The 21,504-nt window shown below is 35.4% G+C and carries 25 protein-coding genes and 1 other RNA gene; 8 read left to right on the top strand and 18 right to left on the bottom strand.

The window, feature by feature from the left end; genetic code table 11:
• Nucleotides 1-18 precede the first annotated feature (18 nt).
• Nucleotides 19-321 carry a winged helix-turn-helix domain-containing protein gene (locus A2530_RS09750; RefSeq protein WP_294883656.1) on the top strand — a complete coding sequence of 101 codons (303 nt, stop codon included), beginning with the start codon at nucleotides 19-21 and terminating at the stop codon, nucleotides 319-321.
• A gap of 161 nt (nucleotides 322-482) precedes the next feature.
• Here the strand turns inward: A2530_RS09750 and A2530_RS09745 are convergent, their stop codons facing one another.
• Genes A2530_RS09745 through A2530_RS09690 form a run of 12 tightly spaced genes read right to left on the bottom strand, consistent with a single transcriptional unit; the run spans nucleotide 483 to nucleotide 12,410 of the window.
• Complete coding sequence (locus A2530_RS09745; protein WP_294883657.1) at nucleotides 483-2,483, bottom strand: 6-hydroxymethylpterin diphosphokinase MptE-like protein; 2,001 nt, start codon at nucleotides 2,481-2,483, stop codon at nucleotides 483-485.
• Between the two features lie 12 nt (nucleotides 2,484-2,495).
• On the bottom strand, nucleotides 2,496-3,164 hold the full coding sequence (locus A2530_RS09740; RefSeq protein WP_294883658.1) for a PIG-L deacetylase family protein: 669 nt from the start codon (nucleotides 3,162-3,164) through the stop codon (nucleotides 2,496-2,498).
• Nucleotides 3,157-3,864, bottom strand: a complete 708-nt coding sequence (locus A2530_RS09735; RefSeq protein ID WP_294883659.1) for a WbqC family protein — start codon at nucleotides 3,862-3,864, stop codon at nucleotides 3,157-3,159. The genes A2530_RS09740 and A2530_RS09735 overlap by 8 nt, the downstream gene beginning before the upstream one ends.
• Complete coding sequence (locus A2530_RS09730; protein WP_294883660.1) at nucleotides 3,861-5,171, bottom strand: radical SAM protein; 1,311 nt, start codon at nucleotides 5,169-5,171, stop codon at nucleotides 3,861-3,863. The genes A2530_RS09735 and A2530_RS09730 overlap by 4 nt, the downstream gene beginning before the upstream one ends.
• Nucleotides 5,161-5,592: a DapH/DapD/GlmU-related protein gene (locus tag A2530_RS09725; RefSeq protein WP_294883661.1), complete on the bottom strand. Its 432-nt coding sequence runs from the start codon at nucleotides 5,590-5,592 to the stop codon at nucleotides 5,161-5,163. Before A2530_RS09725 ends, A2530_RS09730 begins: the two co-directional genes overlap by 11 nt.
• Nucleotides 5,589-6,605: an N-acetylneuraminate synthase family protein gene (locus A2530_RS09720; RefSeq protein WP_294883662.1), complete on the bottom strand. Its 1,017-nt coding sequence runs from the start codon at nucleotides 6,603-6,605 to the stop codon at nucleotides 5,589-5,591. The genes A2530_RS09725 and A2530_RS09720 overlap by 4 nt, the downstream gene beginning before the upstream one ends.
• Complete coding sequence (pseG, locus tag A2530_RS09715; protein ID WP_294883663.1) at nucleotides 6,602-7,492, bottom strand: UDP-2,4-diacetamido-2,4,6-trideoxy-beta-L-altropyranose hydrolase; 891 nt, start codon at nucleotides 7,490-7,492, stop codon at nucleotides 6,602-6,604. Before pseG ends, A2530_RS09720 begins: the two co-directional genes overlap by 4 nt.
• On the bottom strand, nucleotides 7,489-8,184 hold the full coding sequence (gene pseF, locus A2530_RS09710) for a pseudaminic acid cytidylyltransferase (RefSeq protein WP_294883664.1): 696 nt from the start codon (nucleotides 8,182-8,184) through the stop codon (nucleotides 7,489-7,491). The genes pseG and pseF overlap by 4 nt, the downstream gene beginning before the upstream one ends.
• Nucleotides 8,177-9,328, bottom strand: coding sequence for a tetratricopeptide repeat protein (locus tag A2530_RS09705; protein ID WP_294883665.1), 1,152 nt, complete (start codon nucleotides 9,326-9,328; stop codon nucleotides 8,177-8,179). The genes pseF and A2530_RS09705 overlap by 8 nt, the downstream gene beginning before the upstream one ends.
• Nucleotides 9,328-10,455 carry a UDP-4-amino-4,6-dideoxy-N-acetyl-beta-L-altrosamine transaminase gene (gene pseC, locus A2530_RS09700; protein WP_294883666.1) on the bottom strand — a complete coding sequence of 376 codons (1,128 nt, stop codon included), beginning with the start codon at nucleotides 10,453-10,455 and terminating at the stop codon, nucleotides 9,328-9,330. The genes A2530_RS09705 and pseC overlap by 1 nt, the downstream gene beginning before the upstream one ends.
• Nucleotides 10,456-11,463: a UDP-N-acetylglucosamine 4,6-dehydratase (inverting) gene (pseB, locus tag A2530_RS09695; RefSeq protein ID WP_294883667.1), complete on the bottom strand. Its 1,008-nt coding sequence runs from the start codon at nucleotides 11,461-11,463 to the stop codon at nucleotides 10,456-10,458. It lies immediately after the preceding gene.
• 47 nt (nucleotides 11,464-11,510) lie between these two features.
• Nucleotides 11,511-12,410, bottom strand: coding sequence for a class I SAM-dependent methyltransferase (locus tag A2530_RS09690; RefSeq protein WP_294883669.1), 900 nt, complete (start codon nucleotides 12,408-12,410; stop codon nucleotides 11,511-11,513).
• A 172-nt stretch (nucleotides 12,411-12,582) separates the two neighbouring features.
• Here A2530_RS09690 and fliD point away from each other — a divergent pair, with 172 nt between their 5' ends.
• The 3 genes from fliD (at nucleotide 12,583) to A2530_RS09675 (ending at nucleotide 14,656) form a co-directional block, all read left to right on the top strand.
• Nucleotides 12,583-13,950, top strand: coding sequence for a flagellar filament capping protein FliD (gene fliD, locus A2530_RS09685; RefSeq protein ID WP_294883670.1), 1,368 nt, complete (start codon nucleotides 12,583-12,585; stop codon nucleotides 13,948-13,950).
• A 90-nt stretch (nucleotides 13,951-14,040) separates the two neighbouring features.
• Nucleotides 14,041-14,415 carry a flagellar export chaperone FliS gene (gene fliS, locus A2530_RS09680; protein WP_294883671.1) on the top strand — a complete coding sequence of 125 codons (375 nt, stop codon included), beginning with the start codon at nucleotides 14,041-14,043 and terminating at the stop codon, nucleotides 14,413-14,415.
• Complete coding sequence (locus tag A2530_RS09675; protein WP_294883673.1) at nucleotides 14,402-14,656, top strand: hypothetical protein; 255 nt, start codon at nucleotides 14,402-14,404, stop codon at nucleotides 14,654-14,656. Before fliS ends, A2530_RS09675 begins: the two co-directional genes overlap by 14 nt.
• Here the strand turns inward: A2530_RS09675 and A2530_RS09670 are convergent.
• Both A2530_RS09670 and A2530_RS09665 read right to left on the bottom strand, forming a co-directional pair.
• Nucleotides 14,651-15,337 (bottom strand): SDR family oxidoreductase, encoded by a 687-nt coding sequence (locus A2530_RS09670; RefSeq protein ID WP_294884124.1) that lies wholly within the window; start codon nucleotides 15,335-15,337, stop codon nucleotides 14,651-14,653. The genes A2530_RS09675 and A2530_RS09670 overlap by 6 nt on opposite strands.
• A 5-nt stretch (nucleotides 15,338-15,342) precedes the next feature.
• On the bottom strand, nucleotides 15,343-15,876 hold the full coding sequence (locus tag A2530_RS09665; RefSeq protein WP_294883675.1) for a hypothetical protein: 534 nt from the start codon (nucleotides 15,874-15,876) through the stop codon (nucleotides 15,343-15,345).
• 40 nt (nucleotides 15,877-15,916) lie between these two features.
• On the opposite strand from A2530_RS09665, the gene A2530_RS09660 reads away from it, so the two are divergent.
• Both A2530_RS09660 and ffs read left to right on the top strand, forming a co-directional pair.
• Nucleotides 15,917-16,255, top strand: a complete 339-nt coding sequence (locus A2530_RS09660) for an Hpt domain-containing protein (RefSeq protein ID WP_294883676.1) — start codon at nucleotides 15,917-15,919, stop codon at nucleotides 16,253-16,255.
• A 43-nt stretch (nucleotides 16,256-16,298) separates the two neighbouring features.
• An RNA gene (gene ffs, locus A2530_RS09655) (signal recognition particle sRNA small type) lies at nucleotides 16,299-16,396 on the top strand.
• A gap of 140 nt (nucleotides 16,397-16,536) precedes the next feature.
• On the opposite strand, the gene A2530_RS09650 is transcribed toward ffs, so the two are convergent.
• Nucleotides 16,537-16,764 (bottom strand): hypothetical protein, encoded by a 228-nt coding sequence (locus A2530_RS09650; protein ID WP_294883678.1) that lies wholly within the window; start codon nucleotides 16,762-16,764, stop codon nucleotides 16,537-16,539.
• 95 nt (nucleotides 16,765-16,859) lie between these two features.
• Here A2530_RS09650 and rpmI point away from each other — a divergent pair, with 95 nt between their 5' ends.
• Entirely contained in the window at nucleotides 16,860-17,051 is a 192-nt protein-coding gene (rpmI, locus tag A2530_RS09645) for a 50S ribosomal protein L35 (protein ID WP_294883679.1), read from the top strand.
• A gap of 105 nt (nucleotides 17,052-17,156) precedes the next feature.
• A complete protein-coding gene (rplT, locus tag A2530_RS09640) occupies nucleotides 17,157-17,516 on the top strand; it encodes a 50S ribosomal protein L20 (RefSeq protein WP_294883680.1) in 360 nt (119 codons plus the stop codon).
• Between the two features lie 20 nt (nucleotides 17,517-17,536).
• Here rplT and A2530_RS09635 read toward each other — a convergent pair whose 3' ends face one another.
• From A2530_RS09635 to A2530_RS09625, 3 genes are read right to left on the bottom strand one after another with little or no spacing between them, the layout of a single operon-like run.
• Nucleotides 17,537-19,228, bottom strand: a complete 1,692-nt coding sequence (locus tag A2530_RS09635) for a response regulator (RefSeq protein ID WP_294883681.1) — start codon at nucleotides 19,226-19,228, stop codon at nucleotides 17,537-17,539.
• Nucleotides 19,228-21,204, bottom strand: a complete 1,977-nt coding sequence (locus A2530_RS09630; protein WP_294883682.1) for a methyl-accepting chemotaxis protein — start codon at nucleotides 21,202-21,204, stop codon at nucleotides 19,228-19,230. The genes A2530_RS09635 and A2530_RS09630 overlap by 1 nt, the downstream gene beginning before the upstream one ends.
• A gap of 1 nt (nucleotide 21,205) precedes the next feature.
• The gene (locus A2530_RS09625; protein ID WP_294883684.1) at nucleotides 21,206-21,496 is read right to left on the bottom strand and encodes a hypothetical protein; all 291 of its coding nucleotides are present in this window, start codon (nucleotides 21,494-21,496) and stop codon (nucleotides 21,206-21,208) included.
• Nucleotides 21,497-21,504: the final 8 nt, after the last annotated feature.

The following is a 21,504-nucleotide window of genomic DNA, read 5'->3' as shown; positions in this document are numbered from 1 at the left end:
AAAAAGTTGGGTGATAGGTTGGGTGATACACAACAAAATATCTTAGCACTTATGCAAAACAATCCAAAAATCTCCATAATTGTACTTGCATCTGAGCTTGGCATCAGTACAACAGCCATAGAAAAACATATTAAGACGCTAAAAGAGCAAAATATTATTAAACGAATTGGCGGTGCCAAAGGCGGATATTGGGAGAAGCAAACAGCAACTGTTTTAGTCAAAGAGTTTGAAGAAAAAGGTATTTTAAAAGAGATTACGGGATATGAGAGAAACAAGTTATTTGTATTTGATAAGTATCTGAGTATCTATAGTCAGAGTTAAGGCTCTAAACTTTTCTATAGATTTTTATAGTCAAGTTTAAGGCTCCAAACTTGACTAAGGATTTTTATAGTCAAACTTGAAGATGATGCGTAGGTGGATAAGAGAAGCACCGCACTTCTAAGGCACATTTAGGACGGGAATAATGGATATTTCTTAGATATTTAATAAATAGAGTTTTTATCCCTCTCTTGAAACTCCACTGATAAACTTAGTTTATTTGTGTATTCGTCTAGGATTCTCAAAAGTGCTTCGCATAACAGAGTGTTTAACTCTTTTACATGTATATCCGTATGAGTAAGTTCTTTTGTATTGAAAAAGTCAAATACAAAAGTCATAACTGCTTTAAAATACTCTTGCAAGATAAGCGATATATCATAACCGATAGTCGATGTCTCATTTGTTAGCCTTGAAAAGAGCAGTACCAAAGAGCCTAAAAATTCGCTGTAAGTGTCAAAATAGTAGCTACTTTGCGCAGCTACTTTTTCCCTTAGCCCTAGAGCGTGATAGAGTTTTTCTCTTAAAAGGTTCAGCTCATCAGCGCTCATTGATGATGAAGAGTTTTGCGTAAAAGCACTCTTTAGCTCATTAAATAGAGCTTTTTTATCTATTTTTGCAAACGTTTTCGTATCAATACTCTTTGGCTGTTTTGAAATCGTATTGTGAAAATATGCGCCGTTATTTAGGTTGTAAACATTTTGAGTCTCTTTTTTAAAGCCCAAAGATGAAGTGTTTATCGAATCTATGGATAAAAGAAATGCAGGAGTCGTAAAGACCTCTTTTTGGAAATTGCCGGCAGTTTTTATAACTGTTTTTGAAAACTCCATGACGTCATTGTGAGTGTGCGCAGAATCCAAATCGAGATTTTTGCTAAAGTGGTGTTTGCTAGAGTGTGTAGAGCCGGTTTTTTCATCAAGAGCCAAATCCAAACCAAGCAGATACAACTCTTTAACACCGAGTGCTAAGAGCATCAGGTAAGTCGTAGAGCCGACACATGCCGCAGATAGGTTTCCGATGTTTAGCTTATAAGAAGTACCGTTTTCATAAAAGAAAATATTCTCTTTTTTTAACTTTTGAACAACTGAGCCTTGAATCCTTGCAGAGAAGAAAAAGAGTGTGTCGTCTAAAAAACCGATGGATTTGAGCCTGTCAAAATGGGCGGTGCTTGATTCAAAAGCGTCCATGTGCGTGACTATGTCGGGAACAATCTCCTCTTTTTCCAAAATATTTAGAGTCGAAGAGAGCGCTACTATAATAAATTTATCTCTGTTTGGTTTTAGCCACTCTATGTTTGCTTGAAGTGATGGACCAGCCGCGAGCATGATAACGGGCTTTGTATCTAACGACGTATTTTCGTACGAGCAGAGCATATTTAAAAACATGTAGTTTTCGTCTATATATTTTAGCGGAGTCAGGTACTGTGTTAAGATATCTTTATAGAAAAATACATTTTGCGATTGTGAGACAACCCTTAAATGAAACTCTTTCATCTTCTCTTCGCTATGGCTTAGCATAGGAAAATACTTGATGTAGTGGTTATAGTAAAATTTGTCGCTTAAAAATTTGTTTGCTTTAGCGGCGAACTCTTCATTAGAGTCAAAAATACAAAACGTCAGGCGGCTTTTTTTTGCCAACTCATCATAGTTTGTAATAAATAAAGAGAGCTTAAACAGCTCTATATCGTCCTCAACTATTAAGTACATGTCGGCGTTGATTTTTTTATCTATCCCGGTAATGTGCGTTCCAAGTCCTACGCCAAAAAAGATAAATTTTTTTATACTCATCATTTCAGATTTTGACTCAAGATTATTTTTTATATATTTTAGAGTCGGTGCAATATCTATAAAATGCTCTGTATCTATTTCGATTGGGAGCTTTTTAAAGGTTTCAAACAGATTTTCATCTCTCTTGAAATTAACGCTTTTACTAGCCAGTGAGGCATACTCTTTACTGCTGGAGTTATAGAGATAGTTGCCGCTTGAGAGTTCTACGACATCAAAGTAATTATCTCTTACGATAAGCTCGTATCTGTTGTTATACATGTTATTCTCGATAGCCGTATCAAATGCTAGAAGTTTATTGTAAATATCTCTATGCTCTCTTGCTAAGAAGCGTATATTTTCATGAAATGTTATCGCAGCGCTCTCGTTTAAATCGTTTGACATGTAAAGATATCCTTATTTTATAACTCGCACAATCTCAAAAGCTTCGACATATTTTTTACCGACTCTCATACCGTTGTATTTAGCATTAAGTTCTATCGCTTCTAGGCTTCGCGGATGCGGGTATGGGCAAAGTTCCGAGCCGTACTCTCTCATAGCCTTAAGTTTTAAATCCAAAGTTTCGCTAATGTCAAAAAAAGTATTTGGAGAAAAGCAGAGCGGATAGTTCCACTCGGTAGAGCTTAAAACTTCAAAACTGTAAATCTCTTTTACACATTCCGCTTCCATGGGTCTTGTGGCTGTAATTACGGCGTTGTAAGTAATTCGGTGGTCTATATTTAAATCGTTTTTATAGTGCGTAAAAATAATTTCAGGTTGCACTTCATCTTTTACTTTTATTACGGCTTTTACGATATCTAGCAAATCGACGCTGTCAAATCTGTTGTCGGCAAAATCACATGTATATACTTTTTTTATTCCTATAACGGCATTTGCTTTTTGTGACTCTTCGTTTAAAACTTCTAACTCATCTTTGGAGTTGTTCGCCTCTCTTGATGTTTTGCCTTCTCCAAGTATAAGCGTATATGCCTCATAACCCTCTTTGATAAGCCTCGCAACAGTGCCAAAACATCCGAGAACTTCATCATCTGGATGTGCGGCTACAATCAGGATTCTTTTACTCATTTGGCACTCTCTCTTTTGTAATATTGTCTCTTAGAATAATCTCTTTTGGATTTTCTTCATTAAATAGCAAATCAATTATACCCATATATGGATGGAAGGTTTTTGAATTTTGAGCATAAATAGGGTGTTTATAGTTTTGAAAATAGGGTTTGATACCGTTTTGATTTAAAATTTTCTCATCCGCATATTCTTTGCCAAGCGCGCCAAAAATAAAGGTGTCGGCTTTTAGTTCTTTGCTCATCTCTATCACATAATCAAGTTTTTTTGACTCTATGTGAAGCGTTGAAGCGTAGATGATTTTTGTATCAATGCTCATATAATCAACCAAAAAATTCAAATAAGCATTTGTGTAGTCGATTAAAAAACTGCTTTTTATGTCATAAATTTTTCCAAGTTTGTTAAAAACTTTCTCAAAATAGGGAGATTTTTTATACGACTGTTCAATACTTTTTTTATGTTTTATTCTCCACATGTCGGTAGCAATTTTCATCTCTTTTATGCTCTTTGATTGATAATCTTTCATCTCAAGAGGAATCGTGAGCATTATCTCATTTGAGTTTTGAAGTATTTTGTTTCGGTTTATAAAAGAGTTTTTCTCAAACTGCACATCGTCCATAACGACAAAAATATCACTTAGCAATATTTTATGCATAAGCCCAAGCCAAGGGTTGTATGCGCTTTGGTGTGCAGAGATTATCATGACTCTCTTTTTTTGTTTAGCTGATTTTTAATGAGTGTCTCAACTTCGTCGCATGGAAATTCATAGATATCACGCTCTCTCCATTTTTTTCTTGCAAGTTCGACATAAGGCTCTATCAGTTTCCAATCATCCCCCGGAAAGTTTCTTCTTGTATTATCCATTCTAAAGTTAAGTCCTGCAATCCAGTAGATAGGAGAAACCATCAGTTTTTGATTTGCCCACCCCTTCATAGTCTTTGGCGGAGTAAATTTCGGATAACCTTCTACGCCGTTGATTGCATCTTCATACATAGGTCCGGGTGGGTAGGGAGCATAAGTGTAGATTGATATTCTGGCATGAGGGTCGGTTGCTACAATCCAGTCTATCAAATCAAGCGTATCCATAAGCATCTCATGCGTCTCTCTGGGCATTTGTGCCATAAAGCTGTACATAACGGAGAAATTTGCTTTGCTTACGTTTAAAACAGCTTCTTTGATGGCATCAACGCCGTGACCTTTTTTGATTATCTTTTTTAAAAAGTAGTCGTTTCCTGATTCACAGCCTACTTCCAAAGAGTAGCATCCCGATTCTTCTAGTGCTTCTACCATCTCTTTTGTCAGATAAGGCGTACGCAGATTTCCGTCCCATTTAACGCCAAGTTTTTTTAAAATCGCACCTATATCTTTGATTCTTTGAACTCTGTCCATTCTATGCGTTTTGTTTTCATCTTTGTCGAAATAGTTTCCAAACGTCATATTAGGGTCGGAAAATGATATCTCTTTAAAGGGAATGTCTTTATGCAGAGTGTTTAGCTCATACTCTATGGTCTTAATGTCTTTTGGAATCCAGAGAGATTTTACTGCGCAAAATGTACATTGATGGGGACATCCTCTTGATGTAAAGTACTGCATCTCCGTTCGTTCATAGTGGTATTTTGTTCGCTCGTTATATGGAAAAAGGTCTTCTCCGTAAACTTTTTCGCTATAAACTTTATCTACGAAATCTTCCGCTAAAACATCATTTGGAAATATCTGTGCATGATAACCTCCGACGGCAGTAATAATATCGGGATTTATATTTTTTGCTTTTATCAAAATATCGGCGGCTTGACCTGTTTGATAGCCTGTAAAAGCGCTTACTGCAATCTCTTTTGAGTTTTTTATCAACTCTTCAAGCATCTCATCGGAGTCAAATCTCTCATCGTAATATGCTACTTTTTTGCCCTGCGACTCAAAAAGCGCGCCCGGGTACAAGATGGAAAGAGGCGTTAGCTTTACGGGTGAATCGCTTGTAGGCTTAGGGTATGCCATCAAAATATCATATTTCATAGTATCTCTCTTTTACCGTTGCGGGGTTTCCCGCTATGAGTGAATAAGGTGGAATCTCACCCAGATTTATTAAAACCGCACCTGCTGCAACAACGCTGTGATGCCCTATTTTTACATATCCGCCGATAAAAGAGTGAGAACCGACAAATACGTTATCTTCTAAAATTATCTCTCTTCTTTGTATCTCATCGCTTAGTCCAAGTGTCAGTTTATGCGAATCGGCACAGTTTATAGAGACAAAAGAGGCGATATCGCAGTTTTTGCCGATAGCGACTTTTGATTTGTTGGCATTTACTTCACTAAAGAGACCTATTGTCGTACCTTCTCCTATGCTGTAGTTACCCGACATGTAAATAAGCGGATGAATATTGTTCTGTGGCAGTTCCAAGGAATCTATAACTTTTGTTTTGAACTCTTTCAACGTAAATCCTTCAATTTTATAGGATAATTTTTCTCTATCTTATTTTTTACTTCTCTGCCTAGAATATATTTTAGCTCTTTTGGCGTAAGCGTATCATCATTTTGTACTCTTTTAAAAGATACGTTTTTAGATGTAATAAAATCGCCGATTTCAAGCTTGACATCGGCTACAATCGACCTTCTTGCAATTTTTCTCATCTCCAACTCTTTTGAAGTAGGCTTTAGCTCTGAAGTGCCGATGGCTTTTTTGATAGACCTTATATCATCGACATATTTTTTAAGTTCGCTCGGATTTATGCTAAATCTATGGTCGGGTCCTGCCATAGAAGTATCAAGTGTGAAATGTTTCTCAATTACTTTTGCACCAAAACATACAGAGCCAACTGCGGCGGCACTCCCTATAGTATGGTCGGAAAAGCCAACCTTTACGCCAAAAGCATCTCTTATTGTCGGTATCTTTTTAAGATTTACTTCCTCTGCCTCGGCAGGATATGACGACACGCAGTGAAGAACGGTAATATCTTCGTTTTTGGTCTCTTTTATAGCACTTACGGCATCTTCTATCTCACTTGCATAAGACATACCTGCGGAAATTATCATCGGTATTTTTTTTGAAGCGTAATATTTTAAAAGCCCTAAGTTTGTCAAATCATCGCTTCCGACTTTGATAAAAGGCAGCTTTGTAAGCGAGAGAAGAAAATCCAAATCTGACGGATTTTGAGCGGTTGAAGAAAAAATAATCTCTTTTTCTTTGCAGTATGCGATTATCTCCTGCCATTCATCTTTGCTAAACTCATATCTTTTAAACATATCAAGCATAGACTCGGTAACTTCTTTGTCTTGTGATATGTAAGTGTAGGTCTGATTCGGGTCGCTTATAAACTCCTCGGCTTTAAACGTCTGAAATTTAACACAATCAACTCCGCACTCTTTTGCTTCATCTATCATCTTTTTTGCAATCTCAACACTACCGTTATGATTGATGCCGACTTCTGCAATAATGAATATACTCAAACTATACCCTTTACATGTTGTTTCAATTTTTTAGCATAAAATTTATCAATAGCCAAAAATCTTTTTCGTTTTAAATAGCGGTATATATCGTCCTGATTGGAGGCAGTTTTAATAGCAATGAAGGGAAGTTTCATAAAATAGACCTCATTTAGAATCACGCTCGGAGCAACAATAGCAAAATCGCTCTCTCTCATAAGTTTTGCAATGTTTTTTGAATCTACATGTAAAGTGACAAATTTTTGATTTTTAACATATCTTTTTAAACTCTTTAGATGTCTATTCGATGATGTGGTTACAAGATGAACTCTTATATTTTTAAACTCTTTTATGGCTTTTATGATTTTTTGACTTATATTTTTTTCATCTACTCCGCCCATAGCGATAAAGATAGTTTTTTTGTTGCCCTGCTTTTTTCTTTTTTCTTTTTGCTCGTAAAATTCATCTCGTAAAAGAGTATATTTGGCTCCGCATCTAAGCTTGCATCCATAAGGAACTAAGTCTTTATACTTTTTTTCATCTGCGCTTATGTTATGGTTTAGAAGTATGTCGCAGTCGTGTTTTTTATAAGTATCGTCAAAGCTCAAGATTTTAACACCGCTGTTCGTTTTTATAAAGCTCTCATACTTATAATCTATATCGTAGCTATCAATAATAAGCATATCTACATGTAGAAGTTTTACAAGCTCTAAAAGCTCCTCTTTTTTGTTTGAACGAAGGGTGTGAAGTCCATAGCCGGCTTCTAAAATTTTATGATTTATATTGCCATCTAGGTTTTGCGTCGCAAAAGTTATTTTGGCATCACAAAATTGTTTACACAAAACCAAATCACGCATTATATGACCTAGACCTATGTGCGATGATGAGTCTGCCCTTATTAAAATATTCATTTTTCTCTTTGCACCGCTTCATACATAAACTCGGCTCTCTTCCAATCTTCAGGAGTGTCTATATCTTGAACCAGATATCTAGGCAGTATTATAGGGATGCTCTCACATGAAAAGATTATTTTGCTAGGCGCCTTTCTTAGATTTGTCCAGTAAAACTGCCCCGCGTCTTGGTAGGCTTCAACCAGGTCTTGACTTCTTGATTCGTAAAATTCGGGAGTAAACATCTCACAACGTCCGTCTTTATCAAGAAAAAAAGTTCTCTGGACAGGAAATGGCATAGTCGTGCATGAAAAAGCATTGACTGCATTTGAAGCTTTTAGCTTTTCATAGCCCTCTTTTAAATATTTTATATCCAAAAACGGTGCCGTTGCATAGACGGTACAGGCAAAATCATACTCATGTCCCGCCGATTTTAGATAATCAACGGCATGTTTGATAACGTCTTCTCCGCTTGCAAAATCATCCGATAGCTCTTTTGGGCGCATAAACGGAACTTCTGCACCATACTCTTTTGCAATTTTTGCTATCTCTTCATCATCGGTAGAGACAATCACTTTGTCAAAAAGTTTACTTTTTAGAGCCGCTTCAATAGAGTAGGCGATAAGAGGTTTGCCGTGAAAATCTTTGATATTTTTTCGCGGGATTCGTTTGCTGCCGCCGCGTGCAGGAATTATTGCTACCGCATTAGCCATTTTGTATCCTTTGAACTACGTTTTGTAAAACACCTTCCCAATCATTAGGTTTGTTCTGGCGAATCAGCGTAAAATTTTTATACCAGTTTGTCCGCTCATCTCTAAGCCCCCATCTCCAGTCGGGATGAAATTTTAAAAGTGCGAAACTTTTTTTACCCAAAGCTCCCGCAAGATGTAAAAAAGAGGTGTCTATGCTGATAATAATATCCATGCTCTCGATAAGGAGTGCGGTATCGTAAAAATCTTTTATCTCTTTTCCCAAGTTTGGAATGCCATGTTCTTCTAAAAGGGCATCATCCGATTCGCTTCGCTCATACTGAAGGCAGTATAGTCTTACATGTGGAATCTGCTCAAGGTACTCAAGCATCAATGCAAGTTCAATAGAGCGGTTTTTTACGGCATCCGCTCCTTGCGAACCTTGATAGTTAAACCCTATTTTAAGCTTATCGCTTTTATCTAAAGAGTGTTTTATCTTAAAGTTTTGCAAATCTTTTTTATCTACATGTAGATATTTTTCACCGAAGGGGATACTCTCATAAGTAGTGCCAAAAAGATAAGGTGCTTCTAAAAGAGGCGTGTTGTAATCAAACGTAATATCGCTGTTTGGCGTGATAAACTCCACTTGAGGATAATTAAGTGTAAAAAGTCTGTTCATTGACTCAGGTACGTAGCAGATAAGTTTAGCGCCCGTTTGTAAAAATATAGGAATATAACGGATAAAATTTATGGTGTCTCCAAAACCCTGTTCATGGCTGATATAGAGTGTTTTTCCATTTAGCTCTTCATTGCCTTGAAGCTGTGTAGGAGGATAGGCGACGCCGCCGGGTTTATTGCCGCGAATACGTTCGTCATAACGCGAGCGGTAGTAAAAAAAACCCTCTTTGTAGTTTTTTTGCAAAAGCAGCAGATGGGCATAGTTATAGAGTGCCGATATATAGTTTGGGTTAACCTTATTCGCCGCGATATAGCACTCTGCGGCTTCTTCTAAAAGGTTTTGAACAAAAAAACAGATGCCTAGATTTGTATAAGCTGAGGCATTTGAAGGGTCTGATTCTATAATTTTAAGAAAGGCCAGCTGTGCATTTTCATAATCTTGCGCATTATAGTAGCTTGTTGCAATGCTCATAAGCTCTTTAGCATTCATTAAAAACTACATCCTCTGTATGAGTATTTCGAGATAATTTCCAAAAATTTATCCGCAAATTTTTTTGCATCCCGAAGACTCATTTTTTGATGGCAGGGTATAGAAATTTCAGAACGGTAAAAATCCTCTGTAACAGGTAAAAAAACTGTACCGAATTTTTCTCTGTAAAAGCTGTTTTGATAGATAGGTTTGTAATGAATCTGCACGCCGTATCCGCACTCATGAAGCTCTTTGTAAATCTCCTCTTTTTTGCAGTGAAGTTCGGGGTTTAAAATAATCGGATATAGATGTCTTGAGCTTTTTAAACCACTCTCAAGTTTGACGGTAGCAAAAAGTTTCTCATTTTTAAATCTTTCGTCGTAGTATGCGGCTATCTCGTTTCGTTTTTCTATGAAGCTATCTAGTTTTTTTAGCTGTGAAATACCGAGTGCGGCGGCGATTTCCGTCATTCTGAAGTTATATCCCAGAGTTGTCATATCAGAGACCCATAAACTCTTTTTTACCATTCCGTGTGAGCGAATCAGCCGAAGTTGCGCGGCATATTCGTCATTGTCAGTAAGAACGGCTCCCCCTTCGCTTGTAGTTATCGGCTTTATGGCATGAAAACTAAAAATAGTCATGTCGGCAAGAGTTCCTACCTTTTTGTCATTTACGCTCGAGCCTAGTGCGTGAGAAGCATCGTCTATAACCAAAAGATTGTGCTTTTTTGCAATCTCATTTATAGTTTTGCTCTCTACGGGCTTGCCTGCAAAATCAACAGGAACTATCGCTTTTGTCTTTGGAGTAATTAGCTTTTCTATAAATCGCTCATCTATATTTCCGTCAAGCTTTACATCGCACCAGATGGGCTTTGCACCAAGGGCTACAAACATATTTGATGTAGCGACAAAGCTTATAGGAGAGGTTATTACTTCATCGTCAATGCCGATGCCGCATGTAAGATAAGCCGAAAAAAGAGCGGTAGTCGCAGAGTTAAAAGCTATGGCGTGCTTTGCGCCCGTATATCTGCAAAGAGCTTCTTCAAACTCCTCTACTTTTTTATCTTGAACAAGGATTGGACTCTTTAGTGTTTCAACGACGGCTTGTATGTCTTCATCATCGATAAGTTGGGTAGAGTAGGGTAGCATTTAATTCTCTTCATCTTTTGTTTGTCGTATCTTTTGAAGAAGCTCTTCGTGTGAGAGCCAGATAGTATTGTCTTTTGAGTTGTATTCAAAACCTGATTCTACATTTTTACCGACCTCCCCTAGTGCATTTGTGCCGTAGTCTATAGGTTGGGTAAAAGTAATGCTGGGTTTTATAACAAAGTGGTCTTTAAACTCTATGGTTAAATGAGAGTCATCCAAAGGACACATTATCTCATGCAGTTTTTCACCGGGACGGATTCCTATAATCTCTTGAGGAAGATGTGGAGCGATTGCTTTTGCCATCTCCGTCATTTTCATAGACGGGATTTTAGGAACAAATATCTCTCCGCCTTGCATCCTTTGAAAGTTTTTTAGAACAAAATCAACACCCTCTTGAAGAGTAATCCAAAATCTTGTCATGTTAGGTTCGGTAATTGGAAGAGAAGCATAGCCCTCGGATATTAATTTTTCAAAATACGGGATTACTGAACCTCTTGAGCCTAAAACATTGCCGTATCTCACAACACTGAATTTTATCTCATGACCGCCTGTTAGATTGTTTGCCGCCACAAAAAGTTTGTCTGAAACAAGCTTGCTGGCTCCGTAAAGGTTTGCTGGAGAAGCCGCTTTGTCCGTAGAGAGAGCGATGGTTTTTTGAACATTATTGGCAATACATGCATCAATTACATTTTGAGCACCCATAACATTTGTTTTTATACACTCCATCGGGTTGTATTCGGCTATGGGAACATGCTTTAGAGCTGCGGCATGAACTACTATATCGACACCGTTCATAGCTTTTAAAAGACGAGGCAAGTCTCTTACGTCGCCTATAAAATATCTCATACATGTATCGTTGAATTTTTGCGCCATCTCATACTGTTTGAGCTCGTCTCTTGAATATATAATAATTTTGTTAGGTTTGTACTTTTTCAAAATAGTACGAACAAACTGTTTGCCAAAACTTCCCGTTCCGCCGGTAATTAATATATTTTTTCCGTTTAACATGTAAGAGTCTTTCATTTTAAGATAAACAGCAATTATAATACCATAATTTAATCTTCCATGATTTCTTGGTACTTGCTTGCAAAAATCCCGTTTTCTATTTTCAAACAAGCAATATCATCAAGAATAGGGTATGCCGTTAGTGATTCCGGGCTATACATGGCATTTGCTATTTTTTTTAGAGGCGTTTTTAATTTCGGACATGCAAAAACTTCGCTAGGCGAAGGTGTATCGCTCTGTTTTGAAATAATTGTCAATGCGGTAGGGTTTAGTGGGTTGTAACTAAGAGAAAAAGGTTCATGTTTTAAAACATTATAACCGAGAGAATGGGCAATCGTGTCTAGATTTTTACAGTATCCGTGTAAGTCCATTCTCTCTTTGGACTCTTTGCTTGATAACTTATAATCAGGCTCAAGAAGGATTAAAAATTTTCTTGTTACTCTATAGAGTTCACGAAGTATCTGCTCCTCTTGCCCGCCGTTTGGTTCAATCGAGTGTGACGTATATACGACGTCGATGGAGTCGTCTAAAAACGGAATATTTAACAAGTCGCCACAGCATAGCGATGTATTAGTTATGTTGTGTCTTTGCAGATAGTTCTTAGCATAAAAAGTTCTTGACCAACTCAAATCAAATCCGTAACTCTTTATATCTTTATTTAAATGTTTTAATACACTACAAAGTGTAGTTGCCTCTCCGACACCTGCTTCTAAAATGGATTTTGGTTCGCATAAAGAGAGAATTGTATTTGTAAGTTCTTTTGAGTATTTTTCTTTAAAATCTGCATACTCCTTTTCTTGCATCTTTTGAGTGTAACTTCCTGTTTGAATATCATATGAGATTTCAATAATCTCCTTAGTGTTACATGTAACATTTAACTCTTTACGTAGTATGGCGCTGATGTTGTACCCATCAGCATACTTTTTTTGAAGTTCTTTAGGTGAAATCATAAAGCATCCTTGTTCATTTTTGATAACTATACAATGCTTTGTATTTTATATAAATCAAGCTTAGTACAACTCTATAATATAATTCGGCAATTAAATTAATTGTATAATCTGTCGATTTAATGCTAGAGAAAATTTGAAATAATTGAAGTATTATTTAAAAAAAGGATTTATCATGGGTATCAGCTCACTAGGTGTCGGTTCAAGTATTTTGACACAAGATGTTTTAGACCAATTGAGAAAGGCTGATGAAGCACAAATTATTCAGCCAATTACGCTTAGCCTAGCAAATGAAAATGATAAGCAGGATAGTTTAGAAGTTATAGATGCCAGTATGACCAATTTTAGAGACAGTATTAACGAGTTAAAAAGTGCTACTCTGTTTGACGGCAGATCTACGACTGTTACGGGTACATCCGTTGAAGTAACGGCATCTGCAAACAGTGACGTTCAGGATTTTACTATAAACGTAGATCATTTGGCGACAAAGCAGATAGAGCAGTCTGGTGCTTTTTCTGCGAGTACGGACACGGTAGCATCAGGAGCCGGAACATTGACGCTTAATGTCGGAGCGGGTACGCCTGTAACTATTAACTACGATGCTACTACGACTTTGGATGATTTGAAAAAACTTATTAACGATAATGCAGGTGATCAAGTTGATGCAACTGTCGTAAAAATAAGTGCGACTGAGTCCCGTCTTTTTATAAGCTCAAAAGAAACAGGTGCAGCTCAAGATATATCCATTACAGATAATAGTGCATTATTAGATACAAAACTAACAACGGGGCTTACTACCATTCAAACAGGAATTGATAATCAGTTTACGTTTAACGGGCAAACAATAACTCGCAGTAGCAATACGGTTGATGATTTGATTACGGGCTATAGTATAAAACTCAAAGAAGCAGGTAGTTCAGATGTAAGTGTTGCACAAGACCGCGAAGCTATTATGACTAAAGTGGATAGCTTTGTCGAGAAGTACAATTCACTTATGACAGAGTTTTCTAAGCAGACAAAACCTAGTACAGATAGTGATGAGAGAGGGATATTTTCCGGAGACAGTACAATTAAAAGTATGCAGCGCGCCATACAAGATATGATAGCAAGTGTAGGTGGTGGAGTGGGTAGTATGGAAGATTACGGCTTTAGCGTCGATAGAGACGGAAAGATGTCTATCGATAAAACTATATTAACTGCAAAACTTGATGAAAACCCGACAAATGTAGAAGCTTTTTTCACGGGTGGCGATTATACGAAAGATGACTTGAGTGTAGTTACATTAACCGGTGCCTTCGTTGATTTTTATGAAATAGCAAACGGTTATGCAAAAACAAACGGCGGACTTGATCAGGTAAAAGATGCTTTAAGCGAGAGCATTAGCGCACTAGAAGATAAAAAAACAAGTGCTACTGAGAGACTTGATGCTAAGTATGAGATACTTAAAAAACAGTATGCAGCTTATGATGCTATGATTGCAAAAATAAATAATGCATCGTCTATGTTTACTCAACTGGCAAATGCTCAAACGTCAGATAGCTAAATTTATTTGTAAAATATTAAACAAACTCATTGAAGTGCCGATTTACTAGGTATGAATGAGATAAATGAAGATGATAAAAAAGGATTTAAAATGTATGGTAATGTAGCTCATAATATTTATGCACAAAATAATATTGGAATAGAATCTCCTGCGAAATTGGTAGAGATGCTATATGAAGGTGTGCTTCGTTTTAATGCACAGGCTAAAAAAGCGCTAAAAGATGGAGATATAGCAAAAAGAGTTTATTGGACTAACCGTTCTGTTGCTATTATAACAGAATTAATATCCATTTTAGACCTTAAGCAAGGGCGCGTTGCTCAGTATTTAGAAGGACTTTATAACTACGAAATTCAACTCTTGTCGTCTGCAAATGTTGAAAAAAGCGTAGCTAAATATGATGAAGTAAGTAATGTTTTTAAATGTCTATTAGAGGCTTGGAGAGAAACTACTAATGTGGCTCAATAAGCTAAAGATAGCAGTTGTTGAAAAAAATATCGATTCTTTGGGCAAGTTGTTGGATAACATTCCGCAGCTTGAGTCAAAAAAAGAGATGGAAGAAGCCCTCTATCTTTTAAGAGAAGCATCCGAGATAGTACATACTCTAAAGGATAAAACTTCAGCTTCAATGAAACAGATTAAGAAAAACCTTGACTTTCTGCGTTCAACTGATATTCCTACATACAAAAACCTTAATATAAAATCATAGTTTTTTCTTAGAAATTCCAAAATTCAGACTTCTAAGCGTGTATTCGCTAACAACAGCTCCTTTTCTCATACTTAATATATGTTCAACGGCATCTGCAATGTCTGAAGCAAGAAGTTTTTCATTTTCATTTTGGCTTGTTTCAAATCTAAGGTCGTTATAAAAATTGCTCTGCGTCATATCAGGATTTATATTTGTAACACTTAAAGTGCTTTTTCTTGTCTCTTCAAATAAAGAGTCGCCAAATGCTTTGAGCCCGGCTTTGGTCGCGCTGTAAAGAGCTGCGAATTTACTTGATTTTAATGCTTCAATAGAGTTTATGTTAATAAGATATCCGCTATTTTTCTTTAAATCTCTAAGAGTTGCATTTGTAAGAAGCATTGGGGAAGTAAGATTTAAAAAAACCATTTTAGTGATAGTTTTTGAACTTAGCTCTTCGTGAGGTTCAAATTTGCCAAATCCTGCACAATTAATCAACATATATATATTTTTGCAAGAGAGTTCTTTACATGTTAAAATAGTTGAGGCTTCGTCTGATAAATCAGCTTGAAGAGAAGTAAAGTTTTCATTTTCAAACTCATCTTTTTTTATGTTTCTGCTTATACCTATTACTCTATACCCGAGTTTTAATAACCTTAATGTTATCTCTTTGCCTATTCCACTGCTAGCGCCGGTTACTACCACATTTTTCAAATTTCAACCTCTTTCATTATCTCATCAATGAGACTAAAAATCAATTTTTTTGTACCCTCTTTTGTGACTTTATTCGGTTCAAAATTATCACTTACTACTTTGTACATGTAACGATTTTTAATCTCTTTTGTAGCTTCATAAAAGCCAAAAGATTCCATATCGACTATGTCGTAAACATCATAGGACATCTCAATATCTTTACATGTTATAGTAGTAAAAGTAGAATCATTTATGATATATTTTTTATCTTTATATACTATAGAGCCTATTTTAATAAGTTCTCCGATTGTATATTTCTGATTTGCACCGCATATGCCTACATTTATAAAAATATCATTATTTGATGGTTTAAACATTTGTATAAGAGCTAAAGTTGCGTTTTTTGCATTATGAACGCCAATGCCGCCAATAATAACTTTTAACTTTTCATCACTAAATAGAGTAAAATTATCACACTTTGACTTTTTTAGTTTATATTTATCTACAAAAGCTTGTGCTTCCGGTTTTAATGCGGTTACAATATACAACATATAATATTGTACCAAAATAAAAGTGTAACGGAATGTTATTATGCCAATTTTAAATGCGGATTATTCAGATATAAATCATGATGAGATGGCAGCGTCTATTGGACTTAAGCCTAAACATATTCCACTGATATTAGCTAATTTTTTAGAAGAAACGACAATTATTTTAAACTCTATTAGAGAGTCTATAGTCCTTAAAGATTGTGATAAAATCAGATTAAATGCACATGCTATAAAAGGAAGTGCCGGCAATCTTAAGTTTAATGAAATTTATGAGATGGCAAAAGAGGTAGAGTTTGCAGCCACAGAACAGAAGTGTTATTTTGAATATCATGCTTATATAGATGCTATCGGTAATTCTATAAATACGATTTCAATCTAACTCTTTGTTATTTCATCTTTTTTAGTTATAATTTCGCCGCTTCTCTTTAGACCTGTGCAATGGTGCTTTAGGATATTGTGTCAGGGTAGGAATACAGCAGCACACCTTAGAGTGTTATGTGCCGCAGGTATCTGGAGGGAAGTACTTCTCTAAGACAATGCTTTTGCTAAATTTCTTCGTTGAAATTAAGTGAATTTTCGTCATTTACCGCAAGTAAACTTCTCAAATTAACTTAATTTCGCCTTGAACTTTAGTAAAATCATTTGTCTTATATACTTTTATCAATCTTTTCTATATTTAGAAATTCCGCATGCCTGATTTGGCTTTGGAGGATTGTTTTTTAAATATGTTAAGTCCTCTAAAGTCTGAGTTAAAACTCTTTTTTGCTGAAGAATAGGAAGCATACGATTATCTTTTTCATTCATAGGCAGACTCATATCTGCAAGTATTGCCTCTACCTCTTTGTCCAAATCATTTAGTGCATTATTTATATGTTTAATTGAATTCATTTTGTGAGTATAACAAAAATTAAAAATATTTGGGTATAATTTCGCTCTCAAAGTACGTTTTTGTACTGTTAAGAGAATTTTACAAAGGAGTTTCGATGCCAAAGATGAAATCGGTTAAAGGCGCTGTTAAGCGTTTTAAAGTTAAGAAAAATGGTACTGTAAAACGTGGTACAGCGTTTCGTAGCCATATTTTAACTAAACAAGATTCAGATACTCGTAGTAAGCAACATAAACCAAAAGTTATTGCTAAAGTTGATGAAAAAAATGTAAAGGCTATGATTAACTAATATTAGTTAATTGTTAAATCTCCAGATTTGTATCTGGGCAAGACCACTCTGAATGTGGCACCTTGAGCACGAGAGAGTGACTAGGTAAAGAAAAAAGGAAATAATATGCCAAGAGTAAAAACAGGTGTTGTTCGTAGAAGAAGACACAAAAAGATATTAAAATTAGCAAAAGGTTTTTATAGCGGTCGTCGTAAACATTACCGTAAAGCTAAAGAGCAGTTAGAGCGCTCAATGTACTACTCATTCCGTGACCGTAAGCAGAAAAAACGTGATTTCCGTAAATTATGGATTATCCGTATAAATGCAGCTTGTCGTCTAAACGGTATGAACTATTCATCTTTTATGAACGGTATTCACAAATCGGGCATCGAGCTTGACCGTAAAATTCTTGCTGACATGGCAATGAATGATGCAGCGGCATTTAGTGCAGTTGTAAATTCTGCAAAAGCAGCGTTAAGCAAATAAGTTTGAAAGTGTAACTTTTGTTACACTTCATCCTCTAGTTTATGTAAAAAAAGTACAGTCGTTCCGGCAGAGTTGTAGTATATGCCAAGTGAAGATTGTCTTGAAATATAAACCCCTCGTCCGTTGAAATTTTTTCTATTTCTAAATATTTCACTGAGTATCTGAGTGTCAAAACCATTTCCCTCATCTTTTATTGTTGTAATTATATATTTTGTTGAATTATATACGATGGTATAAATACTTACGGTTATACTTTTTTTACAATTTTTTTGTAGCTCTTCTAAGGTAGTAAAATAGCTGTTATCATCTATAAGGGCATGTTTAGTATTTGAATCTATCCCAAGATTTCCATGTTCGTAAGCGTTCATAAAAAGCTCCGAAAAAACAACACCGGCATTGTAGGCAAGTTTATGATTATTGGTCATGTCGCTCCAAATACTACCATACCACTCATTTGCTTCATCAACAGCGTTTAGGTTGCATTGAAAAGTTTTTTTTATATGAGAGCCATGTGGATAAAGAGCAAGTTGATTTATAAATATAAAAGTCATATCATCTTCTTGAGCATCTGTTTTCCAGAGTATTTTCTCTCTTAATTCATCTTTTGTAAAAGATGATAAAAAATCTTCTTTAATAAAACTTGCATATAGCTCGTCACTGTATCTAACGCTATTCTCAACTATTCCATCACTAAAAAATAGGAATTTTGTAATTTTTGAAATATCCATATCTGAAACTGTAAACTCTCTTGTATATTTACTCATTGGAGAATTATTTGATTTAATATTAATAATTTTACCCTCTATTGACTGAGCAAGAGATGCAGGCATTGCAAATTTAGCATACTTCAATGTTGAAGTTTTGTAATCCATAACAATAAAATCTATAGCCAAAGCTTCATCCTCAAGTAATATTGGTTTCATATAGGATAGAGACTCTTCTATTAGTTTGTTTAAATCAAAATTACTGCCCATTTTGTCAATTAAATGATTTACAAATGATGTAATAAGCATTGAGCTGAGTGACGCCGAAAGACCCTTGCCCATTCCATCTACTATAAAATAAAATGCGGTTGTGCTATCAATTTTTCGAGCGCTGTATGCATCTCCGCTTAAAACATCAAGAGGTTTGTATAGAAAGTCGATAAGTGCTTCAAATCCGCTGTCTATCATTTGATAGTAAAAATCATTTCTAAGTATGTTAAGCTCTTTTGAGAATGCCAAATCTTCCTGATATGAGCTGTATTTCTCCTTTTTTTCTAACTCTTTTATCTTCTTTTCTTTTTGTTCTTCAAGATAATTATTTGCTATTAATAGTTTGGATATATTTTTTGTTGCTTGAAGCACTTCGGTGGACTTAATCGGTTTTTTGATAAAATTATTTACATTCAGTTGAAGTGCTTGTACTATGACGTCGATATCAGTTATTGCAGAGACTAGAAGAATTGGTATCTCTTTATCTTTTTCTCTAATTTTTTTAATCATCTCTATGCCGTTAAGCATAGGCATATCATAATCCGTAATTATTAAATCTATATCTTCATCACAAAATTTTTTATATCCGTCTTCGCCACTGTCGGCAAAAATAATATTCTTTACTAAATCTTCAAAAATAGAATTGTATATAAGCTGTGTAGTTTTATTGTCCTCAACACAAAGAAGTGTAAAAGATTTTAGAGAATCTAATACCGAATACTCAATATCATTATGCATTAGATTTTAAATTTACTTAGTTCGCTTTGTAATTTATGTGCATCGCTTGATAGCTTTGTAGCAGCATTATCTACAGATATTCTGTGTTTTGTATTTTCTTTTGATATCTCTATAACTTCATCCATACGATTTATAAGTTCTTTTGTTTTTGTAGCAATATAAGTGCTTTGGTGCATAACGTCACTAGATTTGTCAGTAGTTATTAAAAGATTTTCTTTTGTTTCTTGTGAAGATGCGATTAAGCTCTGTGCCGAGTCTGCGATATTGTGCATATTTTTTGATGTATTATTAGTCTCTTCAGATATTTCTACAACGTTTTGTGTAATAAGATTTACATTTGCACTAATTTCGCTAAGGCTTTTTTGCGTGCGTTCTGCAAGTTTTCGCACTTCATCGGCAACAACTGCAAAGCCACGCCCATGCTCACCTGCGCGTGCTGCTTCGATAGCGGCATTAAGAGCCAAAAGATTTGTCTGGTCTGCAATGTCGGATATTATTGCTAAAACATCTTTGATATTTTTTGCTTGTTCCGTTAGTGATGAGACCTTCTGAACCAAATCTTGTTGATGCTCGCTTCCCTCTTCAATTGCTCTAACAACTGAGTCTAATTCATCTATAAACCCGTCAAGTACCCCAAAAGTTTGTTTTAAATCTTCAGTTACGGTAATTGAAGCCTCTTCGATAGCATCAAGTCTGTTGCCTACTTCTGTAACCAAAATATTAATATCTGAAATTTTTGCATCTGCATGCTCCCCGTTTTTTGTTAGTTCGTCAACTATACCGTTTAGAACTTTACTCTCATGTGAAGTTGTAGCAGAAACATCTGTTGCCTGATAGACACTCATTTTAAATGCGACTATCATTACATGTATCGCTTTTGAGATTTGCGAAATCTCATCTTTTCCTTCAACGATAACATCACATGTCAAATCAAGATTTCCTGAGACACACTCTATTTTTTCTAGAGAGCTTCTAACACTTCTGTTAACCCCTCTGCTTATTGTAAATATAATGATAAATATAGCAATGGCAAAAACGGAGTAACTTATAAGAGTCATAATAACGCTTCCAATAGACTTTGCTTTTATCTCTTCTAAAAGCAGAGTGTTTTGTTTTGCAAGTTCATCGTCAACTTCTTTTAAAAGATTTATTTTTTGAGTTATTGTTTTAAACCAGACAACACTGTCAACTCCAAAGTTACCTTCCAAAAAGTTTGCTTTTGCAATATCTCTCATCTTATTTACTTCACCTATAACTTGAGAGTTCATCTTTTCTTCGTAAAATACTTTTGAAGATGTTGTTGCCATTGCTAAATATGTGTCAAGAAATGCATCTTGTTCGGCAACAAGCGTAATCCATTTTGCAAACATTCCATCACCAAATTTATCAGCTGCAAAAGTACTGCTAAGAACAGCTCTCTCTATTCCCGCTCTCTCTTTTGATTTTAAAAAGTTTGTATATGAGTCGAGTGCTTTTACAAGCTCATTTGTAGTTGCTAGTTTTGCAGTAAGAGAAACTATATTTAATATCTTTTTGTTCATGTTTGTATAGTAAGCTACTTCATCTTTAACACTAATTGAAAGAGTGTCGATTTGTGAGCGAATTTGTGCTATTTTACTCATGTCGGCATTAAAAGCAGATATCTGCTCATGAAGCTCTTTTGGAAAAGTGTCTAAATTAAGTGTTGTTATATACGTCGTTAAATTGTCATATTCTTTAGTTGTTAGCTCTCTTTGTTTTGGTAAAATATCTCCAAACTGATCACCCTTTGAGCCAAGATATCCGGCACTTGCCCCACGCTCTTTTTGTGTTTCATGTATTACTAGGCTTAGTTTTTGTGAAAGTATATTTAAGTCTTGTGCTAACATTAGGGTTGCTCTATCAGACAATGCTTTATTTAGGGCAATTGCTATAATAATAAGAGCAAATGAAACCACTATTGCGGTAATGAGATTTAATTTATATTTGATTGTCATGTTATCTTCTTTTTGCTTTGAAGGTTGATACTAAGTTTAAATCGTCTAAAAGGTGCAGAAGTTGGTCATTTCCTACATTCATGTAGATATTAATATTATCTTTTAAAACTAGCTTATTAAGGTAACCTATTATTGAGGATGTAATGGAGAGAGAATCGATTATGTTAATATTAATTTCTTTATAATTGTTAGCAATTACACTGTCAATAATCTGTTTAATGTGCTGAAAATCACTAACGCTTTTTATATTGCCGTTAATAACGATGTTATTTGATGATGCCTCAATTTCCATTATAATTC

Origin of the sequence: Sulfurimonas sp. RIFOXYD2_FULL_34_21, assembly GCF_001830805.1 — a bacterium.
Taxonomy (GTDB): Bacteria; Campylobacterota; Campylobacteria; order Campylobacterales; family Sulfurimonadaceae; genus Sulfurimonas.
Note: the sequence above shows the minus strand (reverse complement) of the source record. Positions and strands in the feature narration are given on the sequence as shown.

Excerpts from the sequence above, each read along its gene's own strand:
- A2530_RS09625 (WP_294883684.1), bottom strand. The coding sequence starts at position 21,496 with ATGGAAATTGAGGCATCATCAAATAACATCGTTATTAACGGCAATATA.
- pseG (WP_294883663.1), bottom strand. The coding sequence starts at position 7,492 with ATGAATATTTTAATAAGGGCAGACTCATCATCGCACATAGGTCTAGGT.
- A2530_RS09665 (WP_294883675.1), bottom strand. The coding sequence starts at position 15,876 with ATGTTGTATATTGTAACCGCATTAAAACCGGAAGCACAAGCTTTTGTA.
- rplT (WP_294883680.1), top strand. The coding sequence starts at position 17,157 with ATGCCAAGAGTAAAAACAGGTGTTGTTCGTAGAAGAAGACACAAAAAG.
- rpmI (WP_294883679.1), top strand. The coding sequence starts at position 16,860 with ATGCCAAAGATGAAATCGGTTAAAGGCGCTGTTAAGCGTTTTAAAGTT.
- fliS (WP_294883671.1), top strand. The coding sequence starts at position 14,041 with ATGTATGGTAATGTAGCTCATAATATTTATGCACAAAATAATATTGGA.
- A2530_RS09635 (WP_294883681.1), bottom strand. The coding sequence starts at position 19,228 with ATGCATAATGATATTGAGTATTCGGTATTAGATTCTCTAAAATCTTTT.
- A2530_RS09660 (WP_294883676.1), top strand. The coding sequence starts at position 15,917 with ATGCCAATTTTAAATGCGGATTATTCAGATATAAATCATGATGAGATG.
- fliD (WP_294883670.1), top strand. The coding sequence starts at position 12,583 with ATGGGTATCAGCTCACTAGGTGTCGGTTCAAGTATTTTGACACAAGAT.
- pseF (WP_294883664.1), bottom strand. The coding sequence starts at position 8,184 with ATGGCTAATGCGGTAGCAATAATTCCTGCACGCGGCGGCAGCAAACGA.
- A2530_RS09735 (WP_294883659.1), bottom strand. The coding sequence starts at position 3,864 with ATGATAATCTCTGCACACCAAAGCGCATACAACCCTTGGCTTGGGCTT.
- pseB (WP_294883667.1), bottom strand. The coding sequence starts at position 11,463 with ATGTTAAACGGAAAAAATATATTAATTACCGGCGGAACGGGAAGTTTT.
- A2530_RS09650 (WP_294883678.1), bottom strand. The coding sequence starts at position 16,764 with ATGAATTCAATTAAACATATAAATAATGCACTAAATGATTTGGACAAA.
- A2530_RS09690 (WP_294883669.1), bottom strand. The coding sequence starts at position 12,410 with ATGATTTCACCTAAAGAACTTCAAAAAAAGTATGCTGATGGGTACAAC.
- A2530_RS09730 (WP_294883660.1), bottom strand. The coding sequence starts at position 5,171 with ATGAAATATGATATTTTGATGGCATACCCTAAGCCTACAAGCGATTCA.
- A2530_RS09630 (WP_294883682.1), bottom strand. The coding sequence starts at position 21,204 with ATGACAATCAAATATAAATTAAATCTCATTACCGCAATAGTGGTTTCA.
- A2530_RS09740 (WP_294883658.1), bottom strand. The coding sequence starts at position 3,164 with ATGAGTAAAAGAATCCTGATTGTAGCCGCACATCCAGATGATGAAGTT.
- A2530_RS09705 (WP_294883665.1), bottom strand. The coding sequence starts at position 9,328 with ATGAATGCTAAAGAGCTTATGAGCATTGCAACAAGCTACTATAATGCG.
- pseC (WP_294883666.1), bottom strand. The coding sequence starts at position 10,455 with ATGCTACCCTACTCTACCCAACTTATCGATGATGAAGACATACAAGCC.
- A2530_RS09745 (WP_294883657.1), bottom strand. The coding sequence starts at position 2,483 with ATGTCAAACGATTTAAACGAGAGCGCTGCGATAACATTTCATGAAAAT.
- A2530_RS09675 (WP_294883673.1), top strand. The coding sequence starts at position 14,402 with ATGTGGCTCAATAAGCTAAAGATAGCAGTTGTTGAAAAAAATATCGAT.